Raw genomic sequence first — 23139 nt, forward strand, 5'->3', positions numbered from 1 at the left:
CCAAATGAACATCGAGCAAGCACGCTTCAACATGATTGAACAGCAGATCCGGCCCTGGGAGGTTCTGGATCCGCAGGTTCTTGACCTGCTTTTTGTCGTCAAGCGCGAGGATTTCGTGCCTGCCGCCTATCGCAACCTGGCTTTCGCCGACATGGAAATCCCGCTCGGCAGCGGTCAGGTCATGCTGGCACCGCGCGTCGAAGCCAAGCTGCTGCAGGAACTGAGCCTGAAAAAGACCGACAAGGTTCTCGAAATCGGCACCGGCAGCGGCTACATGGCTGCCCTGCTCGCCGCCCGTTCCGAGCACGTCGTCAGCGTCGAATGCCGCCCCGAGCTGGCTGACCTGGCTCGCCAGAATCTCGAACGCGCCGGCATCAGCAATGTCTCGATCGAAGTCTGCGATGGCGCCAACGGTTTTTCCGGCCGCGGCCCCTACGACGCGATCGTTGTTTCCGCCTCTGTTCCGGCCGTTCCGGAAGCCCTGCTCAGGCAGCTGCGCGTCGGTGGCCGCCTGGCCATCACGGTCGGCGAAGCGCCGGTCATGGAAGCCCAGCTGATCACCTGTACCGCTGACGGCATCTACAACACGATCAACCTCTTCGAAACAGTCATTCCGGCGCTGGATGGAACGCCAGCCAAGGCCAACTTCATTTTCTGATGAATCAACTCTCACCTCGCCAACTCGCAGAATGGCTGGCCGATGCCAGCCGCCCGCAACCCTTGTTGCTTGACGTACGCGAAGCGTGGGAGTTCGAGCATTGCCATCTGACCGACTCGCTGCACATTCCGATGCATGTGGTGCCGGTCCGTTGTGAAGAGCTGAGTCCGGAACGCGACATCGTCGTGATCTGTCATCACGGTGGCCGCAGCATGCAGGTTGCCATGTTCCTGGAACGCCGGGGTTATGGCGCCGTTCATAACCTGTCGGGCGGTGTCGACGCCTGGGCAACCGATGTCGACCCCAGCCTTCGCCGCTATTGAGGGAATGATGAAAAAACTTGCCTGGCTGATTGTTTCTCCACTGTTCGCGTCGCCGCTCTTTGCGGCCGACCTGATGCAGGTGTATCGCACGGCGCAGGACAATGACCCGACCTTTGCCGCGGCGCGCTCGGTGCTCGATGCCGGCCGCGAAAAGGCACCGCAAGGCCGGGCCGGCCTGCTGCCCAGCCTGTCGCTGTCGGGCAATACGGTGTGGAACGAGAATGAAATCAGCCCGCATAACGGCAGCACACCAACCAAGGCACGCTACAACTCGAACGGCTACCAGCTCACCCTTTCCCAGCCGCTGTTCCGCTGGCAGAACTGGGTCAGCTACGACCAGGCCAAGATTCAGGTCGTCCAGGCCGAGGTCAATTTCACGCAGGCCAGACAGGATCTGATCCTGCGCGTGGCCCAGGCTTATTTCGACGTCAATTACGCGACCGAAAACCTCAAGGCGGTGAAGGCCAACAAGAGCGCCATCGGTCAACAGCTCGAATCCGCCAAAAAGAACTTCGAGGTCGGCACCGCCACCATCACCGACACGCATGAAGCCCAGGCCCGTTTCGACCTTGCCTCGGCGCAGGAAATCTCTGCCGAAAGCGATCTCGAGGTCAAACAGCATGCGCTGGCGGCCATTCTCGGCAAGGAACCCGGCCTGCTCGCCGTCGTCCGCAAGGATGCACCGCTGACGCCGCCGCAGCCGAACGACATGAGCCAGTGGGTCGCTGCCGCCGAAAAGGACAGCCTCGCCGTCCAGGTGCAACAGGCCAACGCCGACATCGCCGCGCGGGAACTCGACAAGCAGCGTGCCGGCCACTATCCGACGCTTGATCTGGTGGCCAACAAGGGCTACTCCAAATCATTTCTCCAGGCCTACGGTGGCGCCTACGATACCGATGTCCAGAACATCGGCCTGCAGCTGAACATCCCGCTCTTCCAGGGCGGCCTGGTCGTTTCCCGCCAGCGCGAGGCAGCCGCCAACCGCAATGCCGCGGAATCCAGCCTTGAGGCGACGCGCCGCGGTGCGGCCCTGTCTGCCCGCCAGTATTACCTCGGCGTGGTCAATGGTCTGGCGCAGGTACGTGCCCTGCAGGCGGCGCTGGTGTCATCGCAATCGGCGCTGGAATCGAACAAGCTGGGCTATGAAGTCGGCGTGCGCATCAATATCGATGTGCTCAATGCCGAGAACCAGGTCTACGTGACCCGCCGCGATCTGGCCAAGGCCACGCTTGACACGCTGATGGCGCAACTGCGCCTGAAGGCCGCGGTCGGCGCGCTGGGCGACGACGACGTCGCCCAGATCAACAGCCTGCTCGACCCGTCCAGCGCGCAATAAGATCCAGGGTGCGCAAAGCCGCACCCTGATGCGCCGCCGCAAAACGGCTCGCCGACTGGCGCATCAGCACCAGTTCATTCTCATTCTGCAATAAACCGGCAACCGCCTCGCCCAATGCCGCCGGGCTGTCGACACGCCGTGCCGCACCGGCGGCGATCGCATCTTCGGTCGCCTGCAGGAAGTTGAAGGTGTGCGGCCCGACCAGCACCGGGCAGCCGCAAGCCGCCGCCTCGATCAGGTTCTGCCCGCCAAGCGGTAACAGGCTACCGCCGATGAAGGCGAGATCGGCCAGCGCGTAGTAAGCCGCCATCTCGCCCATGCTGTCGCCGAGCCAGACCTGCGTTTCGGCCGTGGGCAAACCTTCGCTGCGGCGTACGCTGCTCAAGCCTTGTCTGGCCAGCAAACCGGCCACCTCGCTGAAGCGCTGCGGGTGACGCGGCACCAGCACGAGCAAGGTATTCGGCACACTGACGCGCGACCACGCCTCCAGCACCAGTTCTTCCTCGCCTTCACGCGTACTGGCCGCCAGCCAAACCGGGCGTGACCCGATGGCGCGCCGCCACTCCGCACCCAGCGCCAGCTTTTCCGCCGCCGGCGTAACGTCGAATTTGAGGTTGCCGCAGACGTCGACCGCTGTGGCGCCAAGCGCCGCGATCCGTTCGGCATCGCCCGGCGTCTGCGCGGCGACGCCGGCCAGCGCGGCAAAAGCCGGCCGCACCAGACTGGCGAGCTTGCCGTAACCGCGTGCCGAACGCTCGGACAGCCGGGCATTGGCGAGCATGACCGGGATCCGGTGATGCAATGCGGCACGCAGCAGGTTGGGCCAGATCTCGGTTTCCATCAAGACGCCGAAGGCCGGCGAAAAGTGCGAAAAAAAGCGGTCGACCGCACCGGGATAGTCGTAGGGCAGGTAAGCCTGGATGACGCGCTCGCCATAGACCTCCTGCCCGGTCGCACGCCCGGTCGGCGTCATGCCGGTGAGCAGGATGCGATGTTCCGGCCAGCGGGCCAGCAAGCCCTCGATCAAAGGCTGCGCGGCCCGCGTTTCGCCGACCGACACGGCATGCACCCAAATCAGGCTTTGCGGCGGCGTCGACCGGTAGAAACCGTAGCGCTCGCGCAAATGGTGCAGATACTCGGGTTGCTTGCGGGCGCGCCAGAGCAGGCGCAGCCAGATCAGCGGCGTGATCAGGTAGAGAATCAGGGAATACAGCGAGCGGGCCATCAGCCGAGCACCGGCTGCAGTTCGGCAAGCACGGCGGCGACGTCCGGAATCAGCGCCTTGCCGCCGAGGTTGCGGCAAAAGCCGGTGCCGAGCACGCCGGTCAGGCCGGGATCGGTGGCGGTGTACAGCGCCACGGTCGGGATATCCAGCGCCACGGCGAGGTGGGTCAGGCCGGTATCGACACCGATCGCGGTGCGCGCGCCGGCCAGTACCGCGGCCAGATCCGGGATATACATCGGCGGCGCCGCGACGGCACCGGGAATGCCGGCCGCCAGTCGGGCCGCCCGGTCGCGTTCGGGCTGCGTACCGGCCGGCAGCACGGCGCGGATGCCCTGCGCGTGCAAGGCATGACCTAGTTCCAGCCAGTGTTGCTCGGGCCAAAGCTTGTCGTCGCGACTGGTCGCGGTCAGGAAGACGACGTAAGGCGCGGGCGGCAGCCAGTCGGCAGCGGACGGTGCCACCGCGATGCCGTAATCCGGGCCGTCTTCGACGGCGTAACCAAGTGCCGCACCGACCAGCTGGCGGTTGCGCACCACCGCGTGCAGATCGCGGGAAATGCTGAAGTGCTGGCCATAGAGACTGGCCGCCAGCGGCTCGCGTGCCGAATCGGCAGCGTAACCGGCCAACGGACCACGCGCCCGGCGGGCGATGAAAGCGCTCTTGACCAGCCCCTGCGTGTCGATCACCAGATCGTAGCGCTCGCGCTGGATGAGCCGGCCGAACGCCGAAATCTCGCGCCAGGTGGCGCCGCTCAGCAGCTTCTTGCGCCAGCGCCGGATGGCGACCGGGATCACCTGATCGACCGCCGGATGCAGGCGGGGAATGGCGGCGAAATTCTCCTCCACGCACCAGTCGACCGTTGCATCGGGGAAATTGCGGCGGATGTCGCTGACCACGGGCAGATTGTGGATGACGTCGCCGAGCGAGGAAGTTTTCACGAGCAGAATGCGCATCGGCAGATAAAATGACGTCTTTTCAAAGTCGCCATTATAAATGCCCGCTTCGCGCCAGCCGCTATCCGTTGCCATCATCACGCTCAATGCGGCAACACAGCTTGAAGCCTGCCTGCGCAGCGCCCGCTTCGCCGACGAGATCGTCGTCGTCGATTCCGGCAGCGCCGACGGCACGCGCGAACTGGCCGAACGCCATGGCGCCCGCGTCATCGAGCAGGACTGGCTGGGCTTCGGACCGCAGAAGCAGTTCGCCGTCGACGCCGCCGCCCACGACTGGGTACTCTGCCTCGATGCCGACGAGCGCGTCACGCCGGAATTGCAGGCCGCCATCGAAAATACCCTCGTCGCGCCGTTGAACAACGCTTACCGCTTCGCGCGCTGCAACCGCTTCCTCGGCCGCTACCTGCGCCATGGCGAAGGCTATCCGGACTGGAGCCTGCGCCTGTTCGATCGTCGCCAGGCGCGCTGGTCGGACGATGCCGTGCACGAAAAGATCATCACCAACGCCAGCGTCGGCACGCTGACCGGCGACCTGCTGCACGACTCGGCCGAAACGCTGGCTGCCTATCTCGCCAAGCAGAACCGCTACACCACACTGGCCGCCGAAATGGCGCTGGCCGCCGGCAAGCACACCGGCTTTGCGCGCATCGCGCTTAGCCCGCTGGTGCGCTTCATCAAGTTCTATTTCATCCGCCAGGGCTTCCGCGATGGTCTGCCCGGGCTGATCCACATCGCCATCGGCTGTTTCAACAGCTTCATGAAATATTCCAAGATGCTGGAGCGCAGGAACGACTCTGCTGCGCTGCGGTAAAATCCCGACTTTCCCTCGCAGGATCCTGAACATGAAAATTCTCGTCACCGGCGCCGCCGGGTTTATCGGCATGAGCACCGCCCTGCGCCTGCTGGCGCGCGGCGACGAAGTGGTCGGCATCGACAACCTCAACGACTACTACGAAGTCTCGCTCAAGGAAGCGCGTCTGGCACAGCTGCAGCCGCATGCCAATTTCCGCTTCATCAAGCTCGACATCGCCGACCGTCCGGGCATCGAGAAGCTGTTCGCCGACGAGAAATTCGATCGCGTCATCCACCTCGCCGCCCAGGCCGGCGTGCGCTACTCGATCAAGAATCCGCATGCCTACGTGGACAGCAACCTGGTCGGCTTCGTGAATATTCTCGAAGGCTGCCGCCACAACAAGGTGCAGCACCTGGTCTATGCCTCCAGCTCCAGCGTCTACGGTGGCAACACCAGGATGCCATTCTCCGAGCACGACAGCGTCGACCACCCGGTCAGCCTGTATGCCGCGACCAAGAAGGCCAACGAGCTGATGGCGCACACCTACAGCCACCTCTACGGCCTGCCCACCACCGGCCTGCGCTTCTTCACGGTCTATGGCCCGTGGGGCCGTCCGGACATGTCGCCCTTCCTGTTTGCCGGCGCCATCCTCAACGACCGGGCGATCGACGTCTTCAACCACGGCAACATGCAGCGCGATTTCACCTATATCGACGACATCGTCGAAGGCGTCATCCGGACCATGGACCGCGTCGCCGAACCGAATCCCGGCTACGTGCCGGACGAAGCCGATCCGGCAACCAGCAACGTGCCCTATCGCGTCTTCAACATCGGCAACAACGATCCGGTGCAACTGCTCGACTTCATCGGTGCCATCGAAACCGGCATCGGCAAGAAGGCCGAAAAGCGCCTGCTGCCGATGCAGGACGGCGACGTCCCGGCCACCTACGCCGATACCGCGCTGCTCAACGAATGGGTCGGCTTCGCGCCGTCCACCCCGATCCAGGAAGGCGTCAATCGTTTCGTCACCTGGTATCGCGACTACTACAAGCTTTAAGGAACTCTCATGTGCGGCATCGTCGCGGCAGCAGCCGGCAACAATATCGTAGGCACCCTTGTTGAAGGCCTGAAAAAGCTCGAATACCGGGGTTACGACTCGGCCGGGCTGGCCGTGATCGGGGCCGGCGGCATCGAGCGCGTGCGCTCGACCGGCCGCGTCGCCGAACTCGAAGCCGCCGCGGCCGGCACCAGCGCCGTGACCGGCATTGCCCACACGCGCTGGGCGACGCACGGCGTGCCGAGCGAACGCAATGCCCATCCGCATGTTTCCGGCAGCATTGCCGTCGTGCACAACGGCATCATCGAGAATTACGAAAGCCTGCGCCGCGAACTGAGCGCCCAGGGCTACGTGTTCACCTCGGACACCGACACCGAAAGCATAGCCCATCTGGTCGAAGCGACGCTGAAGAGCGAACCTGACCTGTTCAAGGCGGTGCAGCTCGCCTGCCGCAGGCTGGTTGGCGCCTACGCCATCGCCGTGATCGACGCCAAGCAACCGGGCAAGGTCATCGTCGCCCGCGAAGGCTCGCCGCTGCTGCTCGGCGTCTCGGAAACCGGCAACTACGCGGCCTCCGATGCCTCGGCCCTGCTCCAGGTGACGCGCAACATGGTCTACCTGGAAAATGGCGATATTGCCGAGTTGACCGCCCAGAGCGTCAACATCGCCCGCCTCGACGGCACGCCGGTCGAACGGCCGGTGCATGTCTCGCAACTCTCGGCCGCCGCCGTCGAACTCGGCAACTACCAGCACTACATGCAGAAGGAAATCTTCGAGCAGCCGGAAGCGCTGGCCAACACCCTCGAAATGATCGGCGGCAGCAAGAGCATCCAGCCCGGCATCTTCGGTGCCGACGCCGCGGCGCTGCTCGCCGATGTCGACTCCATCCTGATCCTCGCCTGCGGCACCAGCAGCCACTCCGGCTACACCGCCCGCTACTGGCTCGAAGCCATCGCCGGCGTGCCGTGCAATGTCGAGATCGCCAGCGAATACCGCTACCGCGTCTCGGTGCCCAACCCGCGCCAGCTGATCGTCGCCATCTCGCAATCCGGCGAAACCGCCGACACCCTGGCCGCGCTGCGCCACGCCAAGGCGCTCGGCCAGACCAAGACGCTGGCCATCTGCAACGTGCCGGAATCGGCCATCGTGCGTGAATGCGCGCTGCGCTTCATCACCCGCGCCGGCCCGGAAATCGGCGTCGCCTCGACCAAGGCCTTCACCACCCAGCTCGCCGCGCTCTTCCTGCTCGTGCTCGTCGCCGCCAAGGTCAAGGGCCGCCTGAGCGCCGAACAGGAGGCCGCCTACCTCGACCAGCTGCGCCACCTGCCGGTAGCGGTCAACAAGGTTTTACAGCTCGAAACCGAGATCGTCGCTTGGTCCAAGCATTTTGCCGACAAGCACCACGCCCTGTTCCTCGGACGCGGCCGGCATTACCCGATCGCCATGGAAGGTGCGCTCAAGCTCAAGGAAATCTCCTACATCCACGCCGAAGCCTACCCGGCCGGTGAGCTCAAGCACGGGCCGCTGGCACTGGTCGACGCCAACATGCCGGTGATTTCGGTGGCACCGAACGACCAGCTGCTCGACAAGCTCAAGTCCAACCTCAAGGAAGTCCAGGCGCGCGGCGGCGAACTCTACGTCTTCGCCGACGCCGATTCGGAAATCCAGGCTTCGGAAGGAGTGCACATCCTGCGTCTGCCGGAACACTACGGCGAGTTGTCGCCCATCCTGCACGTCATCCCGCTGCAACTGCTGTCGTACCATGTGGCGCTGGTCAAGGGCACGGATGTGGACAAGCCGAGGAATCTCGCCAAGTCGGTCACCGTCGAGTAGGCCGGCGCAGCGCGAGCCATGGATGACAACACCTGGCTGGCCTGGTTTGACGGTGCTACCAAGCACACCAACCCGGGCCTGCGCGGCATCGGTGCGCTACTGCGCGGCCCAGCCGGGCAGCTCATCGAGATTGCCGAAGAAATCGGCCACGGCAGCAACAACGAAGCCGAATACTGCGCCCTGATCGCCCTGCTCGACGCCGCGCTCGATGCCGGCGTCGAAGACCTCATCGTGCATGGCGACAGCCAGCTGGTGATCAAGCAGGTCAACGGCGAATGGCTGATCAACTCGGCCGGCCTCGTCCCGCTCTGCAAGACCGTGCTCGAACTGCGCGCCCAGATCCCCAAAGTCCGCCTGTGCTGGATCCCGCGCGAAGAAAACGGCGCCGCCGACGCCCTCTCCAAGCGCGCCATCGGCATTGCCGCCCCCATAGCGGTCGACCGCACGATTTGGATGAAAATCACCGAAATCGGCAAACCCTTCGGCCTCTCCGGCGTCGCACTGGGCAAACGCATGGACGCCGCCAAACTGCGCGAAAACGGCAAACCAACCCAGCTCGCACTGGAAAAAGGCTGCGCCCTGCGCGTCGAAAACAACTTCGGACATGAAGATTTCTGGCACCGGAAACTGCTGCCGGCGGCGCTGAAAGAGGCGATGTTGCTGGATTGAGGAAGGCGGGAATCAGCCAGAAGCAGGCAACATTACACGTGTGTAATTGTCTTTAACCTGGAGGGGCTATGGATAAATGGATTCTTCTCGTGCTTAGTGCTCTATCCGTATTTTTCAACATCCAGTTTGCCCAATGGATGGGCTTAATACGCAACTACTCGGAAGGCGAGACTGAGAAATTAGTTGGATTGAATGGGGAGAAAGAACTGCCACCAGAAGAACGAGGTTCTGGTAGTCGTTTCGTAATTGCAGACGCGCAGAGATTTGTTGTTCTTTTGTTCATATGCTCGTTAGCAATTTCTGGCCGCTTGATTTTCGACACCTTCAAAGCTTTTTCTTTGTAGCGAGTTTTATCCGCTTTGGGCATAAAGCACACATCCTCCTCACCACTTCCCCTCCAGCGCCAGCATCACCATCCTTACCCCACGTTCGATCGGGTTCAGGGACCATGACACAGCGCCGGCGTAGGCTTCCTGCTGGCGGCGGGTGTCGGTTTTCAGCTGGTTCTGGCCGGAGAGGCGCAGGTTGAGCGTCGGGGTCAGGCGCCGACAAAACTCTGCCTTGCGCCCGAAACACCATCATTCGCGAATCTTGAAGTCGTCGTGGCAAGCCCGACAGGCCTGTATCACTTTGCCGTACTGCTGCTTGATGACAGCAACATCAGCCGTCTGGGCAATAGTCAGCAGGGTGCCTGCCTCTCGTGCCAAGGCACCGGCGCGCTCGCCGGCCAATGCCGGATTGCGGAAAATTTCCGGGCGTGCTGTCGTTTCATGCCAGCCGCTTCCACTCTCACTACCCGGCGGGTACAAGCCGCCCATGCCGGCTGTCGCGAACGCATTGAGCAGGCTGGCCGCCCGAATCACCTCGTCACGACTGAACTGCCCCTCGACATTGGCCCGAATGCGCGAAGTACTCCAGCTCATCACCTGATAGGCCGACTGGCGCCATTTGATGTTCGTTTCCGGCCGGACCTGCTGCGCCTGCAATGGCATCAGCCAAGACGACAATAACAGGCCAGCGATCAAAGAAGAGATGCGCTGCATGCTTACCATTTCCCTTCCAGCGTCAGGAGAGCCGAGCGTGGTTGCTTGTCCAGGCTGCCCAACTGCCAGTCCTGTCCACCGGAATAGGCGCGCACCGTGCGCCGGCTATCATCGCCGAGAATGTTCTGCAAAGTCAGACGAAGATTGACCGAACGGCTGACCTTTCTCACCCAGTAGGCGTCGAGCACCGAACGCGCCTTGTTTTCCGCCCACAACTCTCCGGGAACATCGGTCTTTGTCTTGCCCGTCTGCTGCAACAGAACGCCTGCATTCGAGGCAAGACCGGACAAGGTCTGATCGTAACCCAGCGTCCAGACATAGCTGGGCACCTCACGCGCCGCACGACTGACACCCAGACGCCTGTCTTCAACCGTCGCCCGCGGCAGGGTCAGGTGAGTGCGCAAGGAAGCGCCGGCCAGGCCGATCAGCTCGCCCTTGATCTTGCCGTCGATTTCGACGCCCCAGTGCCGGGCATCGCCTTCGTTGTAGGGACGTTCGACCCAGCGCGCGCCCTCAAGTACGGTACGGCGTTCGATGAAGTCGGAGGTGTCGCGCACATAGGCATTCAGGCCGACAGCCGCAATCTCGCCCGGCCAATAATATTCGAGCGCCAGATCCAGGCTGGTCGACTTCTCCGGCCGCAGATCTGGGTTTCCCCGACGATCTGCTTCCAGCGGCGAGTTGCTGCTGACCGAACGGACCGGCGCATTGCTGATTTCCTCGAGTTTTGGCGCTTTCATGCCCATACCGAGCGATGAGCGGAATACCCAGCCCTCGCTGAACTCCCAGCGAACGGAAATGGATGGCGAAAGTGCAGCATGCTGCCTGCCAGGAGAATCAGCGGCAAGATCGATCGACTCGCCCCGAACCCCGGTCGTCAGACTAAAGTCCTTGGCAAGCGCCCATTCATCCTGCAACCAGAGCGTTGCCTGCTTTTCTTTCGCGCGGAAAACATCGCTGCCGGCAAAAGTCCCGGTGTAATTCTGGCGCTCGGTACGACTCAGGGTGATGTATTCCAGGCCCAAGGCCGAAACGTGATCGCCCCAGCCGTGATCGGCCCGCAAAGCCGCGTTGACTTCATCTTCACCGCGCCGATAGCGCTCTGTCGATCGCACGCCACTGCTGTCGCGCGTCACGTCCCGATTCTGTTCGCTATTGACCAGGGTCAGGCGGGCGGACAACTTGCTACCCGCCACCACGGTTTCTCCCTCGAAACGCAAGCGAGCTGCCCGCCGGTCGCTTTCTTCCCGGTCATTACGCTGCAATACGGTACTCGCACCGGTTCCGAGTATCGGGTCGGCATATTCATCACGCGTCAAAGTCGAGTTGCGCTCGCCCTTCGCCATGAACAGCATCGGCCACAGGCTGAAGCTGCTCTGCCCTTCCTTCCAGTTCAGCTTGGGACCGAGGAAAAGCTCGGATATTGCGTTGCGCCCCTGTTCGCGATCCGTTTGCCAGAGCGTCCGCACCCCGGCATTCGACTCCTGTCGACTCAGACGCTTGTCGACCGGGCTGTTCGACTGGCTGATCGACAAGGGAATGCTCCACGACCACGCACCACTGCTGCCGGTCTTGGTCAGGGACAGTTGGGCGACCGGCTCGTCACCCCGGACACCGCCTGCCGCCTTGAAAGTCAAAGAGTCGTTTCGCCTGGCCTTGTTGGTCACCAGATTTACGGTCACCGGCGTCGAGCTGCCGAATTCGGCCGTTGCGCCTTTCATGATTTCAACCCGTTCCAGTTCGCCGGCCGGCATCCGCGCAACAATTAGCAAGGCATGGCGGGCGTCGCCCGGCGGACGTTCGCCGTCGATCAATACTTGTACGGAATCCCTGACCATACCGCGCGATCGCAGAGCCACCGAACCGTCGCTACTGGGAACTCCGGCATCGATGCCGGGCAGCTTGCTGAGTACTTCGCCCACATACAAACCGCCGGTCGCCTCGATACCCTGGCGGTCGATGATTGTCTTTTGCGTTGCCGCCTGCCGCCTTTCGTCAATATCGGAGCCGGTCGCGTTGACCGTCACTTCGGCGAGCACCCGCTCCTGGGCTTGAACAGCACCCAGGCAGGAAAGGGCAAGAGGCAGGATAAATACTGGTTTCAACTGATGACTCCGATCTTCAATACAGGCGCAGCAACTGCGTGATGCCCACGGCAACCAGCAAACCTGCGCTAAGTCCTTCCAGACGCGGCAGCCAGGTGCCGAGCCGAGCTCGCAACTGCTCACCGAAATACGCCACCACAACGCCATAAACCAGTGACGGTGCGGTTATCGCTCCCAAACCAAAACACAGACCGAGCAGCGCACCCAAACCGGAACTACCGGTCGCCGCAGACGAAATCAGAACCGCGCTCAAGGGGGCGCAAGGTGTCAGCGCCATGCCCACCCCCATCAGGAACAGGCCGAACGGCATCATCTGCGGCGCCACAGAAGGCTTGCGCGATGACCATGCGACAACGGCTTCGCCTGCCGCCCCGGCCTTGCACGACGATCCCCGACATCGCCGGGAGAGCAGGGACAAGCCCACCAGCAGCATCGCCAGGCCGATCGCCAGATGCACCACCCAGCCCTCGACCCCAGCCACGAAACGCGACCCCCACCAGCCGCTGACCGCACCGAATCCGGAATAAACCGTCAGTCGCCCAAGCGACAGGGGGAGCAGGATTTTCCAGGACTGCCTGACGCCCTGATCAGCATTCAGGAACACCGGCCCCAGGTACGGCAGGCAACTAACCAGACAGGGGCCAAGACCGTAGAGCATGCCCAGCCCCAGTGCCATAGGCAGTCCGATGGCACTGACCGCATCCGGTACCAGGCTCAAAGCCCGTCCTTCAGATCGGCCAGGTACTCGCTGCGCGCCAGCACCGCCGCGCCGTAAGCCGTCGTGGTCTGCGGATATTCGGGTACCACCAGCTCCCGCTGCAGTTCGTCCTGGATGGCCGCCACCAGGCCCTTGTTGAGCGCCGGCCCACCGTCAAAATAGACCCGATCCTCGATCCCGACCCGTTTGGCGAGACGAACCGTGCGCTTGGCAATCGAGTAATGAATGCCGGCAACGATTTCTTCCTTGCCGTGGCCGTTGGCCAGGAGCCCGATGATTTCGGATTCGGCAAAGACCGTACAGGTGCTGTTGATCGACAGCGGCGCCCCTTTGCCGTTGAAGTGGTAGTCGCCCAGTTCCTCGAGGTCGATATCCATGTTGCGCGCGGCGACATCGAGAAAGCGACCGGTCCCGGCGGCGCACTTGTCGTTCATGACAAAATTTGTGACGCAACCTGCGTCGTCGATCTGGATGGCTTTCGAATCCTGGCCGCCGATGTTGATGATGGTCCTTACACCGCCATAGGCCTTGCCGGTTTCGTGGGCGCCAATCGCATTGGCGGTGATTTCGCTGATCGAGTCATCGGCTTCCTTGAACAACTTCCGGCCGTAACCCGTGGCAATCAAGTATTTCACCTCGCTACGGTCGACACCGTTTTTTTCCAACAAAACGCGCAAGGCTTCCTTGGCGTTCTTGTGAAAGAGGCTGCCCGAGTCGGCAACATGCACGCCCTTGATCTTCCCTTCTGCATCGACCAAGGCGACCTTGATGGCGGTTGATCCGATATCGATTCCTGCGAAATAGCTCATGTCCGTTGCTGCCTTTTCCGGGTTTTGATGGATTCGAGAAAGGCCTCGATCCGGGTCGATAACTGCCCCATGTCATCCGGGCTGTAGTCGGTTTCGATGTACAGCATCGGAATGCCGGCCTTGTTCAGGGCATCGGCAACGCTGCGCTGTTCCATTTCGTAAACCTGGCAACCGGCAAAGGACTGGTAGACGACGCCATCGGCCTTGAAGGTGCTTGCCAGTTCGAGCAAGCGGCGCAGGCGATCATCGTTGCGGGTGAAGATCGGACAGGTGCAGGGCTTGAGATACTTGTCGGCCAGACTGTCGACCATGTCGTTGAGCAGCCATTCGTCGACCGCCGTCATGTCGTAGAGCATGCGATTGGCCGAACAGGTTTCGTCAGCCACCACCACGCCGCCGGCCTGCTCGATGAGCAGGGGCAGCTTCAGGTTCGGAAAAATCGGCGGCGAACCGGTAAACACGATGCGCGGCGCCTTTTTCTGGGCAGCGTTGAAAGCCGCCTTTTCGCGTTCAGCCAATTCGAGATTCAAGACTTCGAGCGCAGCGGTCCACCGCTCGATATCGTCAAAAAAGTAGGCATTGGTCACCAGAAAGGCATCCTTGCCAAGGAACACCGCCGGCGAGTTTTTCCGGAAGCCGTTCATCGTCCGGAAAGCCTTCTGGGCGCGGGCCGTCTTGGCCATCGCCGCACGCAGTTTCGGCTTGGTGAGTTTTTCGCCGGTCAAGGCGCGCAGACGTTCCGAGAACTGCCGGACCGAACGCTGCCAATACACTCGCGAGGCCTCGCTTTCCTTGACGTTGGGAAACTCCAGGTCATGGACGACATGGTCCATGCCTTCCATCATCACGCTGGCTTTTTTCTTCTGGTCGCAGGTCGTCGGATTGACGATCAGGTCGAGCTTGCCCAACTTGGGAATGGCGTTCTCGGAGCACAGCATGCCCAGCGTCGCCTTGACCAGCGAGCAGGATTTGGCCGGCATGAAATCGGCGCCGATCTGGTCATAGTGATACGACCCATTGCACAGCCGGACGGGCGATGCACCATGCGCGTAAATCAATTCCTCCGGCGCCTGGATGCAGGTGATGCCAACCTGCGGCCCCTGCCGCTCCAGCGACTCGCCGCGGATATAGACCTGGCGGAACAAGTCGTAGAAGTACTTCATCCCGGCCGGATTTTCGAGAAAGTCATCGACGATGTGATCGAGCATGACCTCCGCCTCACGCGCCTGCCGGCTCTGGTGAAACGGAACAGGCTGGCGCTCAGGACTTCGGTTGCTCAAGATCAATTCCTTTGTGCATGCGTTTGATGAATCCAGCTTCGGTCGATTCGAAGAAGGTCACGGTGGCAAATTTGGCCTTCAAGGCGCCGGGTTCCGGGCAGGCGGCGACGCACTTGAGGCACAGCGTGCAGTCGTCCATCATGATTCGCGGATTGCTGACGTCGTCGGCAATCTCCTTGATTTCCATGTCGCAGACCCGATAGCAGTCACCGCAGCGCGTGCATTTGCTGCCGTCCTTTTTCAGGGTGAGTAGCGCCGGTTTGGAAATCAGGTAATGCAGGGCGCTCATCGGGCAAAAGAAGCAGAAGAAGCGCTTCTTGACGAAGGCGCCGACGAAAAACAGGCCGGTCACCACCATGCCCAGGGCCGTCATGGCCATTTTTGCCGTTGTCGAGAAGTCGACCGTCCAGTGATCGAACTTCCCGGTCAGGGTCGGAATGATCATCCGGCCCGGACAAATCATGCAGAAAGGCGATCCCATGTCCTTCGAGAACCAGCCGGCGCCGATGCCGAGCGGAATCAGCAGCATCAACGCGAGCAGCACGTACTTGATCTGCGAAAGTGCGCGGAACTGCGCCAGCGTATAGCGTCCGTAACGAATGCCGAGGCGGCGGCGCAATGCGGTAATCCAGTCCTGGATCGTGCCCAGCGGGCAGGCCAACCCGCACCAGCCCTTGTTGAAAACAATGAACCACAGGCCGAAGGTCAGGAAGCCGGTCAGGATGGTCAGGGCAGCTGCACTGAACAGCTTTTGCCAGCCCCAGGCAAATTGATGTTGCAGCGGGATCAGGTAGCACATCCCGCCACGTCCCTCGGTGTTGTAGCCGCAGGAAAAGGTCGGCAGGTTGTTGCCGACATTGATCCCGACATAGCCGCCGTACACGAAGAGAATGAAGAAGGACAACTGGAGCCAGAAGCGGAAGCGGTTCCAGTCGACCATGTCAAACGCGGCCTTGAAACGCCCCACCTCAGCTCCCTTCACTGAAGCGGACTTCCTGGAAGGGCTTTACCCGGCGCCGGCGATAGAGATAGACACCGAGTCCGCCGAAAGCAAGAACGAAAACGGCGATGCCCAGGCCATAGGCATATGACTTGTAGTCATGCGGAGAAGGCGCGTACTTGCCGGACAAGGTGGTCTGATAATGGACTTTCTTGTAGGCATTGCCCTGGAACATCCCGGTCTCGGCCACCTCGCGGTCGGCGACCAGGACATAGCTTTCCTTGGTGCGCCGGCGGAAATCGTTCCAGGCCGGGAAGTAATCGCGAATCAGCGTAAATTCGACGACGCCCTGTTCGTTCGAGATGGCCTTCTTTTGCCAGCCTTGCTGCGTCAGCATGGTGACCGGCACTCCGGCCAAAGGCTGGCCTCGGCCAAGCACGGTGAACTGCAGCGTGTCACCCGAAACGATACGGGTGAACAGCTTCTCCTTGTCCATGTGTTCGCGCACCAGCTCAAGTGGCTGATCCGGGTCGCTGATCGCCTTGAGTTGCTCGGGCGCCACCTCCCGCTCACAGCAGCTTCCCTTGAGCACTTCCGCCTTGGCCGTCTGGACCCACAGGGTTTGCTCGCTCAACAACTCACGACGGGCGTAAGCATTGTTGAAGCCGAGTTCCTTGAACTCCATTTTGCTGTGCGCCAGGCCGCTGGCCGGTACCTGATCGACCGTGCTGCGCATGCCGAGCGCATCGAGCACAAGCAATTGGCCGGAGAATTCCTTCGCGTCGAGGTAGGCCGCATCGGCCAACTGATCGCCCACACGGAACCAGAGATGCTTGGTCGCATTGTGAATGGTGTCAGCCTCCTCGCCGTTCATCACGGCATCGGTATTGCCATGCGCGTGTACCGCCGCAGGCTGTGCCTTTTTCGGTACGCTGTCGGTCAGCCAGAATAATTCGGGCGCCGCCTGGGCCGCGCCGGGAACGAACAAGCGGACGGCAAGCAATAGCGCAACAAAATGAACCGGAGATTTCATGGGAAGACCCCTTTCCTGGTTTTGAAAGATATTCACGCTTCGATCGGCGCCGCTGCCTGTTGCTCAGATACCGGTGTCTGGCGCGCCCGGCGCCGCATGGCCAGGTCCTTTTCGCTACGGTGCTTGCGCAACCAGACGTTGAAGCCGGTCACGCACATGGCCAGCAGAGCCAATGAACAGAGACAGATGATGATCTGGCCGGCCAGGCCGAATGCCACTCCGGAATGCAAAGGCATTTGCCAAGCAATAAAGGTATCGGCACCACTGCGATTGGCTGCCAAGCGGGTCGAACTCACCACGCCATCGCGCATGCGGACATACACCGTGTTGTTGCCAATCGGCGCGACATCCGTCGGCAGCTTGAGGCGTACGGCGTATAGCCCCTTGGTGAAATCACGATTGACATAGCTGACCTGGGCTTCCGGCAAAACCTGCAGGGCCACCGCGGCAGCCTGCTCGGGAGGCAAAATCGAGTCGTCCAACCCGACCTGCCCGACACTGGCTACGGTCGACGTGCTGGAAATCGGAGAAAACACGCCAATGACCGGTTTGACCAGGTCCGGCAAATTGAAATAGGCCGAGCTGAATGCAACCACGATCATCACCGGCAAGGTCAGCAAACTGGCTGAACGATGCAGGTCATAATTGAATTTGTATTCGCCCTGACGGGAGCGAATGCCCAGCAGCGGCCGCCACGCCTTGATGTTCCGCCAGAGTCGCGGCCAGGCCAGCGCCAGACCGAGAAAGCTCGACAGCAGCCAGACCAGGGCACTTCCTCCCATCAGCCAGACACCCCATTTTTCGAGAAACAGGGAGTAATGCAGACGCAGCATGAAGGGGATGAAGTTGATACGGTCGACCGTGAAATCGGAGGTATTTCTCTGCCCGAGGATTTCACCGCTATACGGATTCACAAATACCTGATTGAAGGCGACTGCCGACTTCATGCCCGGCACATGCTTGTGCACGACATGCGCGTCCATCCGCGATTTCAAGGAGACCCGCAATGCGTCATCAGGGGCTTTCGGATAAGTCAGGGTAGAGACCAGAGCATCCGGAAAGGCCGCCTCAATGCGCCCGATCAGGTCCAACTGTGGTAAGGGTTTGCCGGCCGGCTGGACCTTGAACAGTTGAGGATTGAGAAAGGTATCGATTTCCCAACGAAAGGAAACAAATGCGCCGGTAAACGCAGCCACAAAAAGAAAGGCCAACAGGGCAAGCCCGCTCCAGCGATGGAGCTTGGTGATCAATTGCCGGCTCTTGCCGGTCAGCGCCAGGGAAGACATAGCTTGCCTCGTCATGTCGGGATAACGGGAAGAACGTCGGACAGGAGCGCGGCCGGGGCCAGCGCCTGTCCGAGCGATCAGAAGGAGGCCGAGACCTGCAGTGCCAAGTTGCGTCCAGGCATCAGGTAATACTCGTAGTACTTCTTGTCGAAGACGTTGTTCACCAGGAAGCTGGCCTTGAAGTTCCTGTCGATTTGATAGGAGAGCTTCATGTCGGATACCCAATACTTCGACACCCCGCCATAGACGTTCTTTTCGGTGTCGCTGTTGGTTGCATTGGAATAAGTCAGACCGCTATAGCGCGACAGCCAGCTGCCCGACCACTGGTGATACTTGGCGTCCAGCCCCAGGCTGGCCATGTTCTTCGGAACAAATACCAATTGCTTGTCGAGCAGGCCGGTACCGGTGTTGTCCTTGGTGATCCGCGCATCGGTATAGGTATAGCTGGCACTGGCCCGCAGCCAGCGCGTCAGCGGCATGTCACCACTCAGCTCCACCCCTTTGGTCAGGCCTTCGGCAGCGTTGGTTTTCTGGCTGAGAATGGTGACCGTAGCCGGAATGGATGCCGTGTAAGGCCCGGTGTAGGCGGTTTCCTTCGAATAGATCATGTCGCTGATCTTGGTATGGAAATACGCCATCCGGATGTTTGCCCCATTTTTCAGGTTTATTTCCGTTCCCAGATCCCAAGCCTGGGCCTTTTCCGGCTTGAGATTGAAATCAGAAGTAATCAGTTTGGCGCCGGAAACGGTATCGGCGGCATACAGGTCATACAGCGTCGGAGCACGGAAAGCATTGCCCATTGAAGACTTCAGAGTAACTCCATCAATCAGTTTGTAGACCAGGGCAACACGCGGGCTCAGTGCTGAATAGGAGTGCTCATCGACATTGACCAGCGGATTGATGCCCGCCGGCTTCTTGATCGTTCCATGCGTAGACCAGTCGTCATAACGCGCCCCGAGATAGAGGGTAGCGGCGGAGGTGAGGCTGTATTGGTCCTGGATAAAAATCGAATTGGTCCGGGTATAACCATCAGCACTATCCGTCGTTGCCGTTTTGCTGTCGTCGTTACGCCAGTCGGAAACGGTATAGACCCGGCGATTGAGCTGCCCGGTATTGACGGCCAGCCCGGTAACGATGAAGTGATCATTGCCGGCAGCAAAGCTCAACTGAAGCTGCGCGTCATTCGTGATGTTCGGCGTGTGCGTTGCCGTACCCGGGCCACCAGAATAGGTGCTGGCGACTGTTGTCCCCTTGGACAGGTAGAAGGCATCACGGTCAAAACGGGAAACATCAAACTTGAGCAGAAAGTCGCCGAAGATCTTGCCTTCGTAGCCGGCAAAATAGCGCGTATCGACTTTAGAGTTCTCGCCAGGCAGGGAAAGCGAGGCTTCCGTCAGGCTGGCTATGCGTTTTCCGTCAATTTGCAGATTGGTCGCTGGAAGCGTGACATCACCCGCCGCGCTCTTCAGGTAAAGGTTGTACGGGCTATAACCGATCGTGCTGTCATAGTAAGTAAACCCCGCCTTAACCTTGCTATCAGGCGAGATGTCATAAAACAGAGTGGCATTGAAATTCTGGGCAGTCGATGCAACCGCTCCCTTGTCACCAATGATGTACTGCGTCACCCCCGTGTTATCGACTGTCTTCGTCCACCCGGAAACCGCTGTCGTACAGGTGCCACAAGCACCAGGCTTGACCGTGAGAAAGTCGTTCTTGGCATACCCTTCCATTTTCTGGTGGTAATAGCTCAAGGAAATTCCGAGGCCGCTTGCAAAACGATCGCGATAGCCAAACTCATACCTGGTCCGCTCGCCATCGCCAAAGCCCTGCGTATAGCCGGCATTGATCTCGCGTTTGGTCGGTGCCTTGGTGATCACGTTGATCACGCCACCAATGGCATCGCTGCCATATAGCGAGGAGGAAACGCCGGGCACGACTTCGATCCGCTCGACATCCCCCAGGCCAAGCGTGGAGAGATTCAGGTTGCCCGAATTAGCATCGGCCAGGCTAGCCACGCCGTCGATCACCACCTTGGTTCTTGCCCCGTAGGCCCCGCGCAACGAAATGATGGACGATCCGGCATCGCGGCTCGTATTGCCGACCGCGCCTCCGCGCAGATAAAGAGCAGGAACCTGGGCGGTCAGCACGTCGCCGAGGCGAATTGCATTCGAGTTTTCAATCTTGCTGGCGGTAATCACCGAAACATTGGACGGCGCTTCGGCTGTCGCTTGTTCAATCTTTGAAGCACTGACTACAACGTGGGAAAGCTGGCTGTCTTCTTCGGCAAACGCTGGTGCAAATGTGCCGGCAAAAGCGCTGGCCACCAGCGCGCCTAGTATTTTCCGCCGGAAGGCAGGGGCGCAGACGTCAGGCAGGTGCGTATTTTTCATGAGAAGGTATTTCCGGAAATATCGGATGAAATAAGAAGGAGTAGCGAAAATCAGCGCGCTTCCTGCGGCTGCGTCACGAAAGCGATCTTCATCAGGCCGTTGCGCTGCGCCGCTGCCATCACGTCGGCGACGACTTCGTAGCGGGTCGAGCGGTCGGCGCGCAGGTGCAACTCGGGATTGCCGGCGGTGAGTCCGGCGAAGCGCGCATCGAGTGCGTCACGGTGCACCGCCTCGCCGTCGAGGAAAACGATGCCTTGCGCATCGATCGCCAACTGGATCACGAGCGGCTTGTCGTCGAGCTTGCTCGAACTGACCTGCGGCAGGTCGACCGGGATCGCCTGGTGAAAGAGCGGTGCGGTGATGATGAAGATGACGAGCAGGACGAGCATCACGTCGACCAGCGGTGTCGTGTTGATGTCGGCCATGGGCATGTTCTGGCCTTCGCCGAAGGAACCGAAAGACATCGCCGCCCCTTACGCCGCTTTGGCCAGCGCATAGCGCGAGCCGGTGGTCAGGAAGGTGTGCAGGTCGTGTGCAAAGCCGTCGAGGTAGGCGGCCGACAAGCGGTTGGCGCGGTTCAGCGCGTTGTAGGCGAGCACGGCGGGAATCGCGACGAAGAGGCCGGCGGCCGTCATGATCAGCGCCTCGCCGACCGGCCCTGCAACCTTGTCGAGCACCACCTGGGTGGCGCCGGAGAGACCGACCAGCGCGTGGTAGATGCCCCATACCGTACCGAACAGGCCAATGAACGGCGCCGTCGAGCCGACCGAGGCGAGCAGCGTCAGGCCCGATTCGCAGCGTGCCTGGGCATGCACCATGTAGTTGCGCAGGCTGCGCGTCAGCACTTCGCTGACCGAGATGCCGCCGCCTATCGTCACTTCCTTCTGCTGCGCGTGCATTTTTGCGACATGCGCTGCGGTATCGGCCATGCCGGCAAAGATGCCGGTCGTATCCTTCTCCCGGATGGCGGCCAGGCCGCGCTCGAGATCGGCGGCGCCCCAGAAGGCGTCGAAAGCCTGGTCGATACTGCGGTTGAGCTTCAACTGGGCAAAGAAGCGGCTGCCGATGATCGCCCAGCTGAGCAGCGAAAGAATGGCCAGCACGACCGCGATGGAATGGGTGACGATATCGCCCTGGTTCCAGAAATGCATGATGCCCATGAATGACTCCTGATCTTAAGAAAGGGAAAAAACAATCGGCACGACTACCCAGGAAGCAACCTGGACAGTGCCGCGTTTGGCCGGCACGAAGCGCCACTGGGCGACGGTATCGAGCGCCGACTGGTCGAGCCGGGGAAAGCCGCTGCTGCGCTTGAGCTCGACCTTGAGCGCCTGGCCCTCGGGGCCGACATGGACGCGCAGATAGACGGTGCCGGTTTCGGCAAGCTGGCGTGAAGCGCGCGGATAGGGCGGCTTCGGGTTGGACAGGTAATCGGCGTCGAAACGGGCCTCGACCAGCGGCTCGGCCGCGGCAACCGCGACCGGCGCCGGAGCCGGCGCGGGCAGAGCAGCGGGAACGGGCGGCTGGACCGGCACGATGAAATCGCTCGTGGCGCTTTCCGTCTTGCTGGCAAGAATCGGCACGGGCTGGGTTTTCTGCGGCTGGCGCGGCACGACCTTGGGTGGCGGCGGCAGCACTTTCTTTTCTTCCGGCCGAACCGCCTCGACCATGCGCACGGCGAGCGGCCGTGCCACCTCGATCACGCTATCGGCGTGACCGATGCCCAAAACGACGAGGGCCACCAGCAGGCCATGCACGAGCAGGGCCGAACCGATACCGCCGGCGGCATGCTCGCGACCGGATGGATTGCCGTAGCTGCGCGGAAAAAACAAGGACACGCCGTAACCCCTTCCCTGAAATTCGGAGATCGCACCGGCGGGCATTTCTTGTGTTTTTTGCGCGTCGACCGGCACGGGCGGCAATTTGCCGCGGGGCGCATTGTTACCATTCGTTACATAAGCCGAAAGTGGCAAATTGTCGCAGGACGGGTGCGACAATTTGCCACTTTCCCCTTGTTTTTCAGGCTGTTATGGTCCGCGCTTTTCCATCCCGGACGAGGCAAAATGACACAGGGAACGGGTTTGCCGGCGGGCCGCGTGCTGGTCATCGACGATGACAACGTCTTCCGCCGCAGTCTGGTGCGCGCCTTGCAGCGACATGGCCTGACAGTAAGCGACACCGGCCACTACGCTGCCGTGCTACGCCTGGCCGAAGAACAGCAGCCGGATTTCGTGCTGCTCGACCTTAACCTCGGCGACGACCTGGGGATCAACCTGATTGCACCGCTGCGCGCCGCCCTGCCCGCCTGCCGCATCGTCGTGCTGAGCGGCTGCGGCAACCTGCCGGTTGCCGTCAATTGCATCAAGCAGGGCGCTGTCGATTATCTGGTCAAACCGGTCGAGGCGAGCGCCATCCTCGCCGCACTCTTCAAACGCGATCTTGCCGCCCGGGCCGTGCCGAGCAGCGAGCGCATGCCGCTCGAAGCGCTGGAAAGAGCGCACATCAGCCAGGTGCTGGCCGAGAACGACGGCAACATCAGTCGCACGGCCGAAATCCTGAAAATGCACCGGCGCACCCTGCAGCGCAAGCTGTCGAAATTCCAGCCGGCCAGCCGCGGCAACAAAGCCGGCGCCCGGGATGTCCGGCGCAGCGGCTGTACCGGGCAGACGCCCGGCCCGGCCTGAGCCG

23 protein-coding genes are annotated in these 23139 nt (G+C 61.3%); 9 read left to right on the top strand and 14 right to left on the bottom strand.

The window, feature by feature from the left end; all coding sequences use genetic code 11:
- Positions 1–4: 4 nt before the first annotated feature.
- The 3 genes from KIG99_RS08805 to KIG99_RS08815 are packed head-to-tail and all read left to right on the top strand — an operon-like array spanning position 5 to position 2317.
- Complete coding sequence (locus KIG99_RS08805; RefSeq protein ID WP_226459823.1) at positions 5–658, top strand: protein-L-isoaspartate O-methyltransferase family protein; 654 nt, start codon at positions 5–7, stop codon at positions 656–658.
- A complete protein-coding gene (locus KIG99_RS08810; protein ID WP_226459824.1) occupies positions 658–981 on the top strand; it encodes a rhodanese-like domain-containing protein in 324 nt (107 codons plus the stop codon). The genes KIG99_RS08805 and KIG99_RS08810 overlap by 1 nt, the downstream gene beginning before the upstream one ends.
- A 7-nt stretch (positions 982–988) precedes the next feature.
- The gene (locus tag KIG99_RS08815; RefSeq protein ID WP_226459825.1) at positions 989–2317 is read left to right on the top strand and encodes a TolC family outer membrane protein; all 1329 of its coding nucleotides are present in this window, start codon (positions 989–991) and stop codon (positions 2315–2317) included.
- On the opposite strand, the gene waaA is transcribed toward KIG99_RS08815, so the two are convergent.
- Both waaA and waaC read right to left on the bottom strand, forming a co-directional pair.
- Positions 2283–3542, bottom strand: a complete 1260-nt coding sequence (gene waaA, locus KIG99_RS08820; RefSeq protein ID WP_226459826.1) for a lipid IV(A) 3-deoxy-D-manno-octulosonic acid transferase — start codon at positions 3540–3542, stop codon at positions 2283–2285. The genes KIG99_RS08815 and waaA overlap by 35 nt on opposite strands.
- Positions 3542–4480, bottom strand: coding sequence for a lipopolysaccharide heptosyltransferase I (gene waaC / locus KIG99_RS08825; protein WP_319002367.1), 939 nt, complete (start codon positions 4478–4480; stop codon positions 3542–3544). The genes waaA and waaC overlap by 1 nt, the downstream gene beginning before the upstream one ends.
- Before the next feature lie 55 nt (positions 4481–4535).
- Between waaC and KIG99_RS08830 the strand changes: the two genes are divergently transcribed.
- From KIG99_RS08830 to KIG99_RS08850, 5 genes are all read left to right on the top strand, one after another.
- Positions 4536–5306 carry a glycosyltransferase family 2 protein gene (locus KIG99_RS08830; protein WP_226459828.1) on the top strand — a complete coding sequence of 257 codons (771 nt, stop codon included), beginning with the start codon at positions 4536–4538 and terminating at the stop codon, positions 5304–5306.
- A gap of 31 nt (positions 5307–5337) precedes the next feature.
- Complete coding sequence (locus KIG99_RS08835; RefSeq protein ID WP_226459829.1) at positions 5338–6345, top strand: NAD-dependent epimerase; 1008 nt, start codon at positions 5338–5340, stop codon at positions 6343–6345.
- A 9-nt stretch (positions 6346–6354) separates the two neighbouring features.
- On the top strand, positions 6355–8178 hold the full coding sequence (gene glmS, locus KIG99_RS08840) for a glutamine--fructose-6-phosphate transaminase (isomerizing) (protein ID WP_226459830.1): 1824 nt from the start codon (positions 6355–6357) through the stop codon (positions 8176–8178).
- Between the two features lie 18 nt (positions 8179–8196).
- Positions 8197–8847 carry a ribonuclease HI family protein gene (locus KIG99_RS08845; RefSeq protein ID WP_226459831.1) on the top strand — a complete coding sequence of 217 codons (651 nt, stop codon included), beginning with the start codon at positions 8197–8199 and terminating at the stop codon, positions 8845–8847.
- Positions 8848–8915: 68 nt separating this feature from the next.
- The gene (locus KIG99_RS08850; protein WP_226459832.1) at positions 8916–9191 is read left to right on the top strand and encodes a hypothetical protein; all 276 of its coding nucleotides are present in this window, start codon (positions 8916–8918) and stop codon (positions 9189–9191) included.
- A 234-nt stretch (positions 9192–9425) separates the two neighbouring features.
- On the opposite strand, the gene KIG99_RS08855 is transcribed toward KIG99_RS08850, so the two are convergent.
- The 12 genes from KIG99_RS08855 to KIG99_RS08910 all read right to left on the bottom strand — a co-directional run bounded on the left by KIG99_RS08855 (position 9426) and on the right by KIG99_RS08910 (position 22289).
- Positions 9426–9890, bottom strand: a complete 465-nt coding sequence (locus tag KIG99_RS08855; RefSeq protein WP_226459833.1) for a c-type cytochrome — start codon at positions 9888–9890, stop codon at positions 9426–9428.
- A 2-nt stretch (positions 9891–9892) separates the two neighbouring features.
- Positions 9893–11995: a TonB-dependent receptor plug domain-containing protein gene (locus KIG99_RS08860; RefSeq protein WP_226459834.1), complete on the bottom strand. Its 2103-nt coding sequence runs from the start codon at positions 11993–11995 to the stop codon at positions 9893–9895.
- A 16-nt stretch (positions 11996–12011) separates the two neighbouring features.
- Positions 12012–12671 (bottom strand): sulfite exporter TauE/SafE family protein, encoded by a 660-nt coding sequence (locus KIG99_RS08865; protein WP_226459835.1) that lies wholly within the window; start codon positions 12669–12671, stop codon positions 12012–12014.
- Between the two features lie 38 nt (positions 12672–12709).
- Complete coding sequence (locus tag KIG99_RS08870; protein WP_226459836.1) at positions 12710–13522, bottom strand: acyl-CoA dehydratase activase; 813 nt, start codon at positions 13520–13522, stop codon at positions 12710–12712.
- Entirely contained in the window at positions 13519–14802 is a 1284-nt protein-coding gene (locus KIG99_RS08875) for a double-cubane-cluster-containing anaerobic reductase (protein ID WP_226459837.1), read from the bottom strand. The genes KIG99_RS08870 and KIG99_RS08875 overlap by 4 nt, the downstream gene beginning before the upstream one ends.
- Positions 14783–15769: a 4Fe-4S binding protein gene (locus KIG99_RS08880; protein ID WP_226459838.1), complete on the bottom strand. Its 987-nt coding sequence runs from the start codon at positions 15767–15769 to the stop codon at positions 14783–14785. Before KIG99_RS08880 ends, KIG99_RS08875 begins: the two co-directional genes overlap by 20 nt.
- Before the next feature lies 1 nt (position 15770).
- Positions 15771–16775, bottom strand: a complete 1005-nt coding sequence (locus KIG99_RS08885) for a hypothetical protein (RefSeq protein WP_226459839.1) — start codon at positions 16773–16775, stop codon at positions 15771–15773.
- A gap of 32 nt (positions 16776–16807) precedes the next feature.
- Positions 16808–18076 (bottom strand): PepSY-associated TM helix domain-containing protein, encoded by a 1269-nt coding sequence (locus KIG99_RS08890; protein WP_319002368.1) that lies wholly within the window; start codon positions 18074–18076, stop codon positions 16808–16810.
- Between the two features lie 62 nt (positions 18077–18138).
- Entirely contained in the window at positions 18139–20451 is a 2313-nt protein-coding gene (locus KIG99_RS08895) for a TonB-dependent receptor (protein WP_226459841.1), read from the bottom strand.
- Between the two features lie 50 nt (positions 20452–20501).
- Positions 20502–20915, bottom strand: coding sequence for an ExbD/TolR family protein (locus KIG99_RS08900; RefSeq protein WP_226441552.1), 414 nt, complete (start codon positions 20913–20915; stop codon positions 20502–20504).
- 9 nt (positions 20916–20924) lie between these two features.
- Entirely contained in the window at positions 20925–21611 is a 687-nt protein-coding gene (locus KIG99_RS08905; protein ID WP_226441553.1) for a MotA/TolQ/ExbB proton channel family protein, read from the bottom strand.
- A 15-nt stretch (positions 21612–21626) separates the two neighbouring features.
- On the bottom strand, positions 21627–22289 hold the full coding sequence (locus tag KIG99_RS08910) for an energy transducer TonB (RefSeq protein WP_226459842.1): 663 nt from the start codon (positions 22287–22289) through the stop codon (positions 21627–21629).
- A gap of 225 nt (positions 22290–22514) precedes the next feature.
- On the opposite strand from KIG99_RS08910, the gene KIG99_RS08915 reads away from it, so the two are divergent.
- Entirely contained in the window at positions 22515–23135 is a 621-nt protein-coding gene (locus KIG99_RS08915) for a response regulator transcription factor (RefSeq protein ID WP_226459843.1), read from the top strand.
- Positions 23136–23139: the final 4 nt, after the last annotated feature.

The sequence above is a fragment of the Quatrionicoccus australiensis genome (assembly GCF_020510425.1).
In the GTDB taxonomy this organism is placed as follows: Bacteria; Pseudomonadota; Gammaproteobacteria; order Burkholderiales; family Rhodocyclaceae; genus Azonexus; species Azonexus australiensis_A.